Origin of the sequence: Cytobacillus sp. IB215316 (genome assembly GCF_033963865.1) — a bacterium.
GTDB lineage: Bacteria > Bacillota > Bacilli > Bacillales > SM2101 > Nanhaiella > Nanhaiella sioensis.
The window spans coordinates 244,856-258,212 of record NZ_JAXBMC010000002.1; the positions used below are offsets into that span (position 1 = coordinate 244,856).

The following is a 13,357-nucleotide window of genomic DNA, read 5'->3' on the forward strand; positions in this document are numbered from 1 at the left end:
CCACTGAAAGCTTGACAGAAATCTAAATAAATGTTAATATTAAATTGGGTAATTGTAATTATATTTATTTTTTATTCTGATCAAATCTAATTCTAACACAACCTTATTTTCGAATCAATATATATTTACATACAAAAAGGGGCATTTCTAAGTCAAAATAAGACATAGAAGTGCCCCTTAATTTGTTATAGAAAGGATCGATGTAATTTAATAAGATTTTTTCAAAAACATCGATGCTTTTGTTACTAAAAATGCACAGCATAATGTATACTATGCTAGATGTATACGTGCTTTTATCCTAGAACGAAAGCATCAATCAATGCGAAAACAACCTTATGTATCAGAAGTAAATATTATGGCTGTTAGGTTATCCAGTAGGTGATGTCTGCGCTTGGATTTGTTTGCCACTACGTTTTTCATTGAATTTATGTTTTAATTGCTCCTTTTCTTCCTTCGTCATCTTCTTATAATCTTTTATAAACTTTTCATATTGAGGTATAATCTCCTCTTTTAAACCATATGCTTTGATTTCACCTGCTTCTAACCAAAGAACCTTTTCACAGAAGTCTTTTATTTGACCCATTGAATGGCTAATAAAAAAGATGGTCTTTCCTTTTTCTTTAAAGCTATTCATTTTTTCTAAACATTTATCAGCAAATGTTTTATCACCTACTGATAGCGCCTCATCAATTACTAATATATCAGGATCTATTGACACTGAAATTGCAAATCCTAATCGAGACTTCATACCACTTGAATATTTTTTAACGGGTTGATCAATGAATTCCCCGAGTTCAGCAAATTCAATAATTTCAGGAGTTAACACTATTATTTCTTGTTTCGAGAAGCCTAACATTAAACATTTCAGCTCAATGTTATCTCTCCCAGTTAATTCATTGTTTAAGCCAGATGCGATTGCTATAAGCGAGGCTTCACCGTTTATTTCAATACCTCCTGAAGATGGTGGTATTACCCCTGAAATCAAATTTGATAATGTCGATTTTCCTGAACCATTAATACCGACAATACCTATAGTATCTCCCTTTTCAGCTTTAAAGTTAATATCCTGCAACGCATAAAAATCCTTCCCATAGCCTTTAGGGAGGACGATATCTAACAGCTTATCTGAAGTTTTTTTATACATTTTATACTTTTTTGCAACATTGTTAAAAATAACAGTACTGTTCATATTTGCTCCTTCTATTAACCATAAAAATGAATATAGGCACTTTTACTATTCACAATTTTTATATCCATATTAACATAAATTTTTATGAATAGATATTTATTAACAACATACTCACCATCATGATTAATATTAGCTAGGTAAAATAAACTGATCATACAACAGACCTTAAAGTAAATGAATTTTGTACATATTATAGTAAATGCGAACATCCTAAAGATGCTAATTCTTCCTCATATTTATCCTTAGGCAATCCCTTAAAATAATGACTAAGAGGATTAGATAAATTGTCACTTAATTCTAAAATTTCTAATTCTTCGTAGTATAAAAATGCATCTAGCTTACCTTGAGCTCTCACCCATACACCAGCCTGATCTTTTTTTATTACATCATATTCTTTACCAATCATGTCGTTAGGTGTAGCGATACCATTTTCATCAGTTATAGAATTTATAACTTTTATCCTCATTAATAGTCCCCCTTTTCCAACTTACGTCTTCATGAACAAATCAATTACTTTTTTATATCAGGCTATCGAACTGTAGGGAAACAGTATCATGAACGTTAGTTGTTTTTACATATTATTTCTTCTTACGAAAACAATAATTAGGGTAAGCACAAGCAATATAAATCTTCGTGGTGAATGCTACGCTGTACCTGAACGAAGTAATAATGAACAATTGGCATATATTAAGTTTTCCACACAGACAATATAAATATAAGTCTGATTATCGAACTATTTACTTTATTATACGGATTTGATTTGCGAAAAATACAGTAAGCTTTTAAAGATTTTGATAAATTTTTGTAAATACATCATAAGCTCATATAAATTAAAAATGCCATTGCAAGATTGTTTTTGTTAGATATATAAACCTAAGCAAATACTCCTGCAATAGCATGAAATCAGTTATTTATGTTTCGTCCATTTTGCTTTCTGACAGCAAACCTTTGAAAATAAAACTTCTTCATTTATCCCTCTTCAATAACTTCTTCCTCAAGCCCTAAAATCAATTGGTCAACCACTCTTGCGCTAGACATCCCATCTATATCATCAAAGAAATACTCTACAAATGGTTTTATTTTATGCATTTCGAAATTTTCATTTATAATTGTCTCAATTAGTTCTTTTGTAGAGCGTACTAGTGGACCAGGAATAAATGATTGGTACTCAAAGTAAAAATCTCTTTTCTGCACATATTCTTCAACATCATAAGAAAAGAAAATCATAGGTTTATCAAGCAATGCGTACTCAAAACATACTGAAGAATAATCCGTTATTAACACATCTGTTATAAATAATAAATCATTGATCTCCCGATACGATGAAAAGTCATAGAAAAAATCACCATACTGATAAGGTATACTAAAGTCATTTTTTATAAAGGGGTGTAATTTAAACAGAAAAACATATTCATCACTTAATGATTCGTATAGCTTATGTAAATTCAATACTTCCATAGGATAATAAGCGGATTGTTGACCATTCCCTCTGAAGGTTGGTGCAAACATAATGACTTTTTTACCTTTTAAAAATGGATAATCATTGTATAATTGTTCTTTTACTTCCTCTTGATAAGACTTATCAAAAAACACATCTGTTCTAGGGATTCCTGTTGCTACAACGTTTTCCCTATCAATACCAAAACCCTCAGCATAATATTTCCCAATATGATCAGAACTTACAATTGCTTTAGTATAATTTCTATGATTTTTTGATTTTGGTGAAGGCCCACCAGGTAGACCTATCCGACTAAAACCAAATTTCTTGAAAGCACCCACTGCATGCCAAAGTTGAATGAGTTCAGCATTTTTACGAATTTTCAAAGGATAAACCATCGGGTAAAAGTCATCAAGTAAAATAACTTTCGATGTTGCCAAATGATAAGCTAACTCAACTATTTCTCCTATTGTCTTTTTATCAGTAATGCCTTCTTTAAATAAAAATCTGTATTTCCAATCAAATTCTCGACTTTGCATCTCTTCATAAACGAATTCGAAATTACCACTCATTTCAGTTCGACTATCTGATGCAAACAGCACTTTATTCTTCTGCATTGGTAACAATTTGAAAATGCTATATAGCCCTCTAAAACCAATTGTTTTTATGATTTTATATATTAAGCCATTGCTCTTATTTTTTTCTATAATCAGCCTAGAGGGATCGATATCCATTAGCTGTGTTGATCTTAATGTCAACGTCTTTTCATGTTCATCATAAGATGCTAAAAGATTATATCGCATTTCTTTTCTGTTAGAAAAATACTCCATTTTAGTTGTATAAAACTGATGATGTAAAAACCTCTCTATATTACCTAACGGATACATTCTACTGTACTTTTTACCATTATAATCTTGAATCTCTATTTCAATAAACATTTTATATAATGATGCAGGAAGAGGGTGTGCATTTTTAGAAATCGTCGCAAAATTTACCGTCCCAACAAAACCTGCCCATTTGTATACATCTACATCAATATTTTTTGATTTATCATCGTTAAATAATTCAACTAAAACATCTCTTAAAGGAATCGCTATTTTCTCCTTCTCTTCGCTAATTAAAATGAGACGTTTCTTTACTAAATCTTCATCACGTAAAGGAATATCCTGCAAATAATAATATCCCTTAATTTCCATAATTGCACCGTTCCAACTTAAATGTGATATGGTTCTCTTAGGTATAATCTCTTTTCCTGCATCTATCATACGTTTTGCAGATGGTAGCATATTTTCAGCATGATCAATATTTTTTACTAATAAATCTTCGGTATATGTTGTATTTTCATCATTAACATGTGGTTGTGGAGTTGCCGTAGGAAGATTTTTTCCCGCAGCAATCATCTCTTTTGCAGCACGTATTACCTCTTCATCATATTCATTGGTTTTGATAACCCCAACTTCTTCATCATATTCATTGGTTTTGATAACCCCAACTTCTTCATTATAGTTTGTATTGTCATCATTTATCTTTAACTCATTAGGTGCTATTTTTTTATGTAAATTACTCTCTTTTAAGCCTGGTGAGTTCATTAAAGTAAACCCCCTTCTTTCTCTGTAATCATCCTGAGTGTGTATCAACCGAAAATATGAAATCAGTCACCCTTTTGGATACATGACCATCACTGGTTGGTAAAAAGCGTTGCCTAAACGTTGATATTAACTGATAATCAAATTCACCTTTTTTTATACAGTAAGCCAGTTCTTCGGAGTTATTGAAAAACGGACCAGGGATAAAATTTTTATAAGGATAATAGAAGTCTCGTTCTTTCCTATACTCTTCTAAATCGTTCGCATAAAATAAGATTGGACGTTGTAAAATACTATAATCAAATATAATAGAAGAATAATCAGTAATTAACATATCAGATAATAATAATAGCTCTTCAATACTATAATTCTTCTCAATTTGATAAATAAAACAAGAATGTTTTGGATTTATTGCTATTTTTTCCTGTACATAAGGATGAAGGTGCACGAGAACCGCATAGTCCTCTCCTAAAACTGAATGTAATGCGTGGAAATCAATTAAATAGTCCATTGATTCCTGATGATAACCATTTCCACGAAAAGTAGGAGCATATAATATCAATTTTTTTCCTGATAGTTCTGGAAATTCACCGATAAATCTTTGATAAACTGGCCTATGCTTTGCATAATCAAAAAAATAATCTGTTCTTGGTATGCCTATGGGGTATATTTTATTTGCAGACATATTAAATGCTTCAGCATAATATGGAATAACCTCTTCCGCACTAACTAATACTTTAGTATAATTGCCGTGTACTTTTATGTATTTTAAATATTCTTTAGATGGGCCATAACTCTTACTAATTGTACTATGTCCAAAGGTCTTAAACGCACCTGCTGCATGCCATAGCTGAATAATATCCACACCTTGTCTAGGGCTTATAATATACACAGGAAAAAAATAATCATCTATTACAAAGTATTTTGAAGTAGCCAGATGATACATTACCTTAGTCATATGTACTAAATATGTCAACTTCCCTATTTTACTTGCTGAATTCCTTTTAAATAACAATACATAAGAGATTCCTTTGTTTCTAGCTAATAGCTCTTCATAAACAAATTTTAAATTTCCACTAATCTCCTCAGAACGACTAGATGCAAAGGTTATTTTATTAGGATTGATCGCATAAAGCAGTGCAAAAATTTGATGCAAACTACCAAAAAAAATTTTCACTAATAATGTTGGCAAAAGCTTCACATTTATCATTGAAATATCCTTCTTTGAATATTAGACATTTATATCTTCCATTCCAGTACAGTCTTGCCCCAAGATGTAGTTAAGTCTTTTTCAAAGGCATTGATAACATCTTTAATGGATCTAACTTCATTAACAGAGCCTACAAGTGTTTCTAAATAATCCACGATGTCAAGATTTGCTGCTAAAAAATCAACTGTATTCTTAAAGTCAATATAACCACTTCTACTGCTTCCAATGACTGTAATACCTTTTTCTAGAATCATCCTCGTATTAATTTCCACTGGATATTCAGAAACTCCTAAGATTGAAATGGAACCTTCAGGAATAATATAATCAATAATTTGGTTAATTGCATATTGACTACCAATTCCACCAACACATTCAAAGGCATGGTCGAACTGAACATCATCTGGTATGTCATTAATATTGTATACTTCATCTACAAATGAGAAGTTGTCTAACTTATATTGCGTTTTTCCAGCTACGATGACATGACAATCTCTATATTTTCTTTTTAATAGGAGTGCAGTAATATAACCTAAATTTCCATCTCCCCACACACCAAACCTTTTTCGACGAGTATGCGATAACCTCTCAAACCTTGACATGGCATGCATCGCAATTGTTATTAATTCAGTAAAAGCAGCAACAAATTCATTAATATTGTCAGGCAGAACTACAAAGCGATCTCTTTTCAGAAAAACATAATCCTGCATAAAACCGTCATAACCGCTTGATAAAAACCTGCTTGAACGTAGATAATTCTCAGCAATAATTTCATCCTCTTCAATAGGAGAGTTTGGAATCATAACAACCTTCGTCCCAGGACGATATTCACCATAAGGGTCGTACACGATCTCTCCCACTGCCTCATGAATTAATGCCATGGGTAGCTTTTTAGATAATGCAGCTTCCCCCCTAGTTCCAGTATAATACCGTTGATCTGCTTGGCAAATCGATAAAAATGTTGGACGAACGATTAAACGATCTGAATTAATTGAACTATCCTTATATGAAATTTCAAATTGCCTTGGAGATACCAATCTATATACTTGATTAATCATGCTCAATATTCTCCTGTAATATTGCATTAGCAACCTTTAGATCATATGGAGTCGTAATTTTTATATTAAAAACCTCACCTTTAACTATTTTTACATCTTCACCATACAGTGAACATATTTTGCAAGCATCTGTCAGCTGTTCTTTTTCTGCTCGTGTTAATTTATTGTAATAGCCAACAAGTGTTTTTATATGGAAGCTTTGCGGAGTTTGTCCTTGGTACATCATACTTCTATTTGGTATATCAGAAATTAAGTTTCCGTCTTCAGATTGTATAATTGTATCAATTGCTTCTATTACTGTATCAACAGCATTATAGTGTTTAACTTGTTCAATATTCTCTTTGATGATTCTATGTGTTAAAAATGGACGTACAGAATCATGTGTAACAATATAGTCATCATCAAAGATCCCAACCGTATCTTCGATATAACGAATGCCATTCATAATTGACTCGTTGCGATCTTGACCACCCTCTAAGACTATAACTCGATCATTATCACCTATATACTTATTTATAATGTCCTTCGAATGATGAACCCACTCTCTAGGAGTCATGACTAATATCTTTTCAAAATCTGAATTTAAGATGAATTTTTCAAGTGTATGAATTAATATCGGCTTTTTGTTTAATGGTAGAAATTGTTTTGGCATATTCACATTACCCATGCGAGTTCCTTTTCCACCTGCAAGTATTTCTGCATAAATCATATACGAAACAACAACTCCTTTCATTTAAAATAGATCTTCGTCTAACGCTTTCAATCACTCTGTGAGCATTCATGCCCACGAAACTGACAAATGCTTATATCTAGGTTATAATTTCTTCTACTAATTTATAATAAATGCTTATAAAAGTAAATCTTTCCACTTACTTTAATTAATCAATATAACCAAATATTTCGAAACAAGTTCTATGCGTGAAACTGGCAATTATCATAAGGAGCACCTCTATAAAAAGTCCACGAAACGATCTCGAAATTTTACATGTAATACAGAACCGATTAATAATAGTATGAAAACAACCCCCCAAAAATATAAAGTGTAAGTTAGATTGTCGATAAAGTACCAGTTTAGTCCTAATAGAGACGATCGGTAACCTTCAACAATATAATAAAATGGGTTTAATTTCATAATTAGTTGAATAAACTCTGGTAATTTCTCTACTGTCCATAATATCGGGGTTAAATATAATAGAACTCTGACGACTGATTGAACAACCATTTGTACGTCACGAACAATCGTTGCTAGTGTGGCTGTTATTAAAGATATAGCAATTAAAATAGCTATCGTAGCAGCCATAAAATAAGGTAGCTGTAAAAAGTATACCGATATTGAATAATCGTAGAAAAACAATATCACCATAATAATGCCAGTAAGTATAAGATGAGAGTAATACTTAGATGCGATAACAAATGTAGGTATGACACTCATCGGAAACTTCATTTTTGCTATGATCCTTACTCTTGAATAAATAGATCTCGAACCTTGTAAAATGGATTGAGAGATGAAAAACCAAACACTAATGCCCGAAAGCATCCAAGGCAAGTAAGCGATGTCACCCACTCCTTTATCGCCTCGTATACCTAACCCAAAGACAAACCAAAAGACACTAATTTGAATCATTGGGTTTAAGACCTCCCACAGGATACCTAAGTAGTTATTATTATTTGTACTTTTTAATTCGTATATAGATAAACGTACAATTAAATAGAAATTGTTTATATGTTCATTAATAATCGTCAATACTGATTTCATGCTGTAATCCTTTCCATAAAGCTCATTTTAACTTTGTTCTTACATGAACAACCACGATTGTCGAATAAATTAGGTTATTTTGGTTAGTATGTACTGAACAAGTCTGTTTGATGAATTTCCTTTTGAGTGTTCATTCCATTGATGATAAAATCTTAATATCAACTCATTATTAAATTGATGGGTTAAAATAATATCGATAATTTCATCAGTATCATTCGCTACAGGCCCAGGGACAGTAGTTTCGTAATCTTGAATAACACCCTGCTCCTGTTGATAGATTGTTAAATCATAGGGGTAAAAAATCATTGGCTTTTGTAAAATTGCATATTCAAAAGGAATGGATGAATAATCAGTAATTAAACAATCAGTGATCATCAATAACTCATTTGTACTTTTATAAGAAGATAAGTCAACAACGAAACCTTTGTATGTTTCCTCATAATCCACATTTACTTTAACCATTGGATGTAGCTTCAATATTAAAATATATTCCTCTTGCAGCTTTTCGTAAAGCTTGTCCAAATCCAGCTTAATATTGTAATTATTTAATTGACCATGCCGAAAAGTCGGAGCATATAATATTATCTTTTTATGTTTTAACAGAGGAAATCTAGAATAGAGTTTTTCTTTAATTTGACTTGTAAGTTGGTCATCATAAAAGAGATCTGTCCTTGGAATTCCAGTTGGGAGTATATGATTAGCTGGTATATGAAATGATTCCATAAATATTTGTGCCATTTCTTCTGAACCAACAACTACCCTGTTGAATTGCTTATACACTTGTCGAAACCTTCTTTGAGCTTTGTTACTCCTTTTACGAACCGATTTGTCTTGTAAGCCAAAGGTTTTTAACGCTCCAGCGGCATGCCAAATTTGAATGCACTCAACATTGTTCTTAAATGTAATTGCCGATAAAAATGCAAAATAATTATCTATGATGATTATTTTGGATGTAGCCAAATGATAAATAGACAAAAGCCAATGAATTAAATTCTTTGATTCAAACGTATATATTTTTGCTTCTTGAAAAATATGTTGAAGGTCTGTTTTTGCTGACGTTTTACACAAAATGATAATGTCAATTGACATAGATTGTTTTATCAATTCTTTATATAAAAAATGAGCATTTTCTTCATACGAAATAACGAATGTAATTTTTTTCTTCAGCTTGAATTGTTTAAATAAATTAAAGACCAGCTTAAATAGTAGTAAATAACTCGAAATTAATAATTCCTTACCCATTATTCAGTAAATAACTCCATATTTTTTTTAATCATAGTTGTAGAAATACTCTTTGTCCTTGGCAAATAAATAACATGACAATAATCCTCTAAATAGTCAAATTTCCCCTTCCAATCATCTCCCATAACAAAAATATCAACATTATGCGTAATGATATCATCAGCTTTCTGCTCCCAATTTTTTTCTGGAATTACTTTGTCAACGTAACGTATTGCTTCAATTACTTTTTTTCTATTTTCAAAATTATGATAGGATTGCTTATTTTTCATTTTATTAAACTCATCAGTTGATAAGCCAACAGTAAGGTTGTCGCCTAACTCTCTTGCTCTTTTCAGAAGGTTAACATGGCCCCAATGCAACAAATCAAACGTTCCATAGGTAATAATTTTTTTCATAACGTCTTACGTCCCTTCTTTTTAAAAGGCATAATATAGATGCTAGTATTGCAATGAATGTATGAACAGGTTTCCACTAGCATAAAAAACTAATTATAAGATAAACATCGCTTGACAACAATACAAATATTATCAAGTGCTTTTTGAAGTAGGCTCTTTTCGCAGCTAGCTGAGGCATCTTGTATACAGAGAAAAAGGTGATAACTACAATCGTTAATATGCTTGTCTATTTTTTGGTACGAAAAATTAAAACCTTGAAAACAGCTTTTTAGTATCTAGGGCAATTCCTTTGTATAGAATAACAATTACACATCTAGACCCAATATCATAATTTTTAAATTTTGTTAAAACATGAATAATTATCCTTGATCACCAATACTTACATTATTGTTTATGACATCTATTTTACCAAAGGTTGCTGTATATATTAATTATTTTCTACTGATTAGCCGGATTTCCAAAATAAATATACTCATAATACTAGTATATTTATCCGATATACCCTTAACTATACAAACATATAGTTCATTCATATATGTAAAGAAATTAATAGCTTCACTCAATTCCAAATATTTTGATGAAAGCAAAAATATGACTTTCATGCCAATAACACTATATTTTTAGTTGAATTTATGCGAAAATAACATTCTAGTGTATCTATATTATAAATTTTTTTCTACCAGTTTTAAGGAATACAATTATTGGATAATTATTTTGTAAATATATCGGGGGATATTAAAAATGGTTAACTTTGATGAGGTTATGGGATATGAATTTGTTAACAATCGAATGGAAAACTTCTTAAAAGAAGTTCACAATAGAATGCAAGTTTCTCAAAAAACCTTTATCGTTACAGCAAATCCTGAAATTATTACATATGCTAAATCAAATCCATCATACGATTTAACCCTAAAAAAAGCTACCTACATTATCCCGGATGGAGCAGGCATTGTAATTGCTTCCAAAATCTTAGGTAAACCTCTCAAAGAAAAATTAACGGGTATAGATTTTATGGAACAGCTCTTAAATATTGCAAACAACCATCGTTACAAAATATATCTTTTAGGTGCAAAACCTGACGTTATTGGCCTAACTGCGAAAAACATTCAACAACGATACCCACATGTAGATATCGTTGGATTTCACCATGGTTATTTTGATGATAATGATGAGACGATCATCTCTCAGATTAAGGAAACTGAGCCCGATATTGTGTTAGTAGGTCTCGGGTTTCCAAAACAGGAAAATTGGATTGCAAAAAGCATGCATAACTTTAATAAAGGGGTTTTCATCGGGCTCGGAGGAAGTTTTAATGTATGGGCTGGTGTAGTCAAAAGAGCACCAAAAATATGGAGGGATACTAATTTAGAATGGCTATATCGATTAATTAAAGAACCATCTAGGTTAAAAAGAATGATTGCCATTCCGAAATTTATGGTGCGAGTACTTAAAAAGAAATATCATCGAAGCTAAAGTAATATTGTTAGCGAATATTCCCTCGTATTAAACTTAATATTTTTTTTGATTTTTCCTTTTCTGCTACCCTTCATTATTTTGAGTTGTTCAACACATTCATAACAGTTCTTAATTTCCCATCTCTTTTCGGTCTACTGACAAGCTCACCTCCACAGTTCGGACAAATATTTTTGACTTCAGCGCTACATTGAGGACAAAATGTACATTCATAAGAGCAAATATAAGCATCAGCATCCTTCTTTAACGAAATATCACACCGCTGGCAAACTTTTTTCATTTTTAACCCCATCTTGCTTCATCCTCTCTATTTCTTTTTACATTCAATTTCGCTGGGTTACATAGCTTGTTACTTTGCATACAATAAACATACTCACCTGTCATAAAGTTTATGAGAAGCTTTATCGTACACTTTGTTGCTCTTTTTACTTAATTTTGAGCAACTGATACCTACTATATGATTTTAATAGTCTTGAAAAATGATAAGATGCCGCGCACATTAAATGGATCCATTTTTAGTTTTCATTACGAAAAGCAACAATTAATGTGAATACAGCCTTCATTAAATAACTAAGAAGGTCAGTCATCGAGCAAATATTTAGATTTTGCTATTTATCAAACTACAGTTGAAATTCATAATTTCTGCAACACCAAAAGCTCTACAAATAGTCCCAACGAAATCATTGGTTGTTATTACTTCCATTTTTATCTTGCAGTTGAACTTTGAAAAGCAAAACATAAGAATACAAAGTATCTTATTCAGTCAGTTGTTTATTTCCTAAATAAAGAAGCCCATTCCCTTCCGCATGTCTGCTATAGCCAATTGGTTGAGTATGCTCAATTAAAATATCATATAACTCGTTTTCACATATTTTTCTACCTAACTCTTTTTCTTTCTCATTTAACAACAAGGCTGCTGCACCAGAAACATGTGGTGTAGCCATCGATGTCCCAGACAGCCTAGCATATTTATTATTTGGATATGTTGACAAAACCTTAACTCCTGGTGCGACTAAATCAATTTCCTCATGTGTATTCGTAAAATCAGCCAGTCTTTTGTCAAAGTCGACAGCTCCGACCGACACGACTTCATCATAATAACCTGGGTAGCTTCTTTCTATTGTATCAACGTTTCCATCCCCCTCGTTCCCCGCTGCACATACGACTAAAATATCGTTATTGACTGCATTTTTTATTGCGGTATGTAGACTAGATACATTTTCTGGCCCTCCAAGAGACATGGATATAACACGAACTTTTTCACCATAGGGTCCACGCCAACTTATTGCATAATCCAATGCATCAATTAATCCCTTATAGCTACCAGATCCATCTTTGGATAATACCTTCAAAATCAATAGTTTTACTTCTGGTGCAACACCAACAACGCCATTATTGTTTAATGTAGCCGCTATTGTACCAGCTACATGCGTACCATGGTATTGGTTATCATCAAAATTTGATTCATCTCCACCATAATCGTTAGTAAAATTCCTTCCATCTATTATTCTATCTTTTAAATCAGGGTGTTCAATATCACATCCTGTGTCAAATACAGCAACAACAACATCATTTCCCATATATCCCTTTTCCCACATACTTGGTGCTTCTATTAATGCTACTCCTTGTGGTATTTCGGTTGTTTTGTCAACAATTTGGTCAACCTTATACGGTATTAGTCGAATTTGACTCATTGAAAGTACCTCCTATCGATAATAGCACTTGCCTAGCTTTTTTTATTATGCCTCTTTTCGTAAATAGTGCTAGTTGTAATTGATACAGACTGTAAAAGAGGTCTTAGATGATTATCATCATATAATAGAAGAAAAAGATGCTACGAGTACTAGTTGTGTTCGTGTTTATTGATTAGTATGAAAAACAACAATATATACGCAAACAACCCTAATTATAAATGTAAGCCCCCATATTGAGATAAAAATGGACTGAAAGGAATTGTAACCATAGCTGGGATTTTTTATTTATTGAATTTTCAGATATTTAAAACGAGAATTA

Annotated in this window: 12 protein-coding genes; 1 reads left to right on the top strand and 11 read right to left on the bottom strand. The window is 31.8% G+C overall.

The genetic code is table 11. The features are described 5' to 3' along the window. Positions 1-367: 367 nt before the first annotated feature. The 9 genes from tagH to tagD form a co-directional block, all read right to left on the bottom strand. Entirely contained in the window at positions 368-1,189 is an 822-nt protein-coding gene (gene tagH / locus SLH48_RS05525) for a teichoic acids export ABC transporter ATP-binding subunit TagH (RefSeq protein WP_320257315.1), read from the bottom strand. A gap of 190 nt (positions 1,190-1,379) precedes the next feature. Beyond that, positions 1,380-1,655, bottom strand: coding sequence for a hypothetical protein (locus SLH48_RS05530; RefSeq protein WP_320257316.1), 276 nt, complete (start codon positions 1,653-1,655; stop codon positions 1,380-1,382). A gap of 503 nt (positions 1,656-2,158) precedes the next feature. Next, positions 2,159-4,216, bottom strand: coding sequence for a CDP-glycerol glycerophosphotransferase family protein (locus SLH48_RS05535; protein WP_320257317.1), 2,058 nt, complete (start codon positions 4,214-4,216; stop codon positions 2,159-2,161). 28 nt (positions 4,217-4,244) lie between these two features. Continuing rightward, the gene (locus SLH48_RS05540) at positions 4,245-5,423 is read right to left on the bottom strand and encodes a CDP-glycerol glycerophosphotransferase family protein (protein ID WP_320257318.1); all 1,179 of its coding nucleotides are present in this window, start codon (positions 5,421-5,423) and stop codon (positions 4,245-4,247) included. 29 nt (positions 5,424-5,452) lie between these two features. Continuing rightward, positions 5,453-6,478 carry a ribitol-5-phosphate dehydrogenase gene (locus SLH48_RS05545; RefSeq protein ID WP_320257319.1) on the bottom strand — a complete coding sequence of 342 codons (1,026 nt, stop codon included), beginning with the start codon at positions 6,476-6,478 and terminating at the stop codon, positions 5,453-5,455. Beyond that, on the bottom strand, positions 6,471-7,187 hold the full coding sequence (locus SLH48_RS05550) for a 2-C-methyl-D-erythritol 4-phosphate cytidylyltransferase (RefSeq protein ID WP_214482303.1): 717 nt from the start codon (positions 7,185-7,187) through the stop codon (positions 6,471-6,473). Before SLH48_RS05550 ends, SLH48_RS05545 begins: the two co-directional genes overlap by 8 nt. A 240-nt stretch (positions 7,188-7,427) precedes the next feature. Then, positions 7,428-8,234 (bottom strand): ABC transporter permease, encoded by an 807-nt coding sequence (locus tag SLH48_RS05555; protein WP_320257320.1) that lies wholly within the window; start codon positions 8,232-8,234, stop codon positions 7,428-7,430. Between the two features lie 69 nt (positions 8,235-8,303). Next, entirely contained in the window at positions 8,304-9,476 is a 1,173-nt protein-coding gene (locus tag SLH48_RS05560) for a CDP-glycerol glycerophosphotransferase family protein (RefSeq protein ID WP_320257321.1), read from the bottom strand. After that, positions 9,476-9,871: a glycerol-3-phosphate cytidylyltransferase gene (gene tagD / locus SLH48_RS05565; protein ID WP_320257322.1), complete on the bottom strand. Its 396-nt coding sequence runs from the start codon at positions 9,869-9,871 to the stop codon at positions 9,476-9,478. Before tagD ends, SLH48_RS05560 begins: the two co-directional genes overlap by 1 nt. A gap of 741 nt (positions 9,872-10,612) precedes the next feature. On the opposite strand from tagD, the gene SLH48_RS05570 reads away from it, so the two are divergent. After that, entirely contained in the window at positions 10,613-11,344 is a 732-nt protein-coding gene (locus SLH48_RS05570; protein ID WP_320257323.1) for a WecB/TagA/CpsF family glycosyltransferase, read from the top strand. A 76-nt stretch (positions 11,345-11,420) separates the two neighbouring features. Here SLH48_RS05570 and SLH48_RS05575 read toward each other — a convergent pair whose 3' ends face one another. Both SLH48_RS05575 and SLH48_RS05580 read right to left on the bottom strand, forming a co-directional pair. Beyond that, the gene (locus SLH48_RS05575; RefSeq protein WP_214482298.1) at positions 11,421-11,636 is read right to left on the bottom strand and encodes a DUF1272 domain-containing protein; all 216 of its coding nucleotides are present in this window, start codon (positions 11,634-11,636) and stop codon (positions 11,421-11,423) included. Between the two features lie 463 nt (positions 11,637-12,099). Next, positions 12,100-13,038 (bottom strand): S8 family peptidase, encoded by a 939-nt coding sequence (locus SLH48_RS05580; RefSeq protein WP_320257324.1) that lies wholly within the window; start codon positions 13,036-13,038, stop codon positions 12,100-12,102. Positions 13,039-13,357: the final 319 nt, after the last annotated feature.

What these genes read in the sequence shown, in the direction of transcription:
- tagH (WP_320257315.1), bottom strand. Translation starts at nt 1,189, where the DNA reads ATGAACAGTACTGTTATTTTTAACAATGTTGCAAAAAAGTATAAAATG.
- SLH48_RS05530 (WP_320257316.1), bottom strand. Translation starts at nt 1,655, where the DNA reads ATGAGGATAAAAGTTATAAATTCTATAACTGATGAAAATGGTATCGCT.
- SLH48_RS05535 (WP_320257317.1), bottom strand. Translation starts at nt 4,216, where the DNA reads ATGAACTCACCAGGCTTAAAAGAGAGTAATTTACATAAAAAAATAGCA.
- SLH48_RS05540 (WP_320257318.1), bottom strand. Translation starts at nt 5,423, where the DNA reads ATGATAAATGTGAAGCTTTTGCCAACATTATTAGTGAAAATTTTTTTT.
- SLH48_RS05545 (WP_320257319.1), bottom strand. Translation starts at nt 6,478, where the DNA reads ATGATTAATCAAGTATATAGATTGGTATCTCCAAGGCAATTTGAAATT.
- SLH48_RS05550 (WP_214482303.1), bottom strand. Translation starts at nt 7,187, where the DNA reads ATGATTTATGCAGAAATACTTGCAGGTGGAAAAGGAACTCGCATGGGT.
- SLH48_RS05555 (WP_320257320.1), bottom strand. Translation starts at nt 8,234, where the DNA reads ATGAAATCAGTATTGACGATTATTAATGAACATATAAACAATTTCTAT.
- SLH48_RS05560 (WP_320257321.1), bottom strand. Translation starts at nt 9,476, where the DNA reads ATGGGTAAGGAATTATTAATTTCGAGTTATTTACTACTATTTAAGCTG.
- tagD (WP_320257322.1), bottom strand. Translation starts at nt 9,871, where the DNA reads ATGAAAAAAATTATTACCTATGGAACGTTTGATTTGTTGCATTGGGGC.
- SLH48_RS05570 (WP_320257323.1), top strand. Translation starts at nt 10,613, where the DNA reads ATGGTTAACTTTGATGAGGTTATGGGATATGAATTTGTTAACAATCGA.
- SLH48_RS05575 (WP_214482298.1), bottom strand. Translation starts at nt 11,636, where the DNA reads ATGGGGTTAAAAATGAAAAAAGTTTGCCAGCGGTGTGATATTTCGTTA.
- SLH48_RS05580 (WP_320257324.1), bottom strand. Translation starts at nt 13,038, where the DNA reads ATGAGTCAAATTCGACTAATACCGTATAAGGTTGACCAAATTGTTGAC.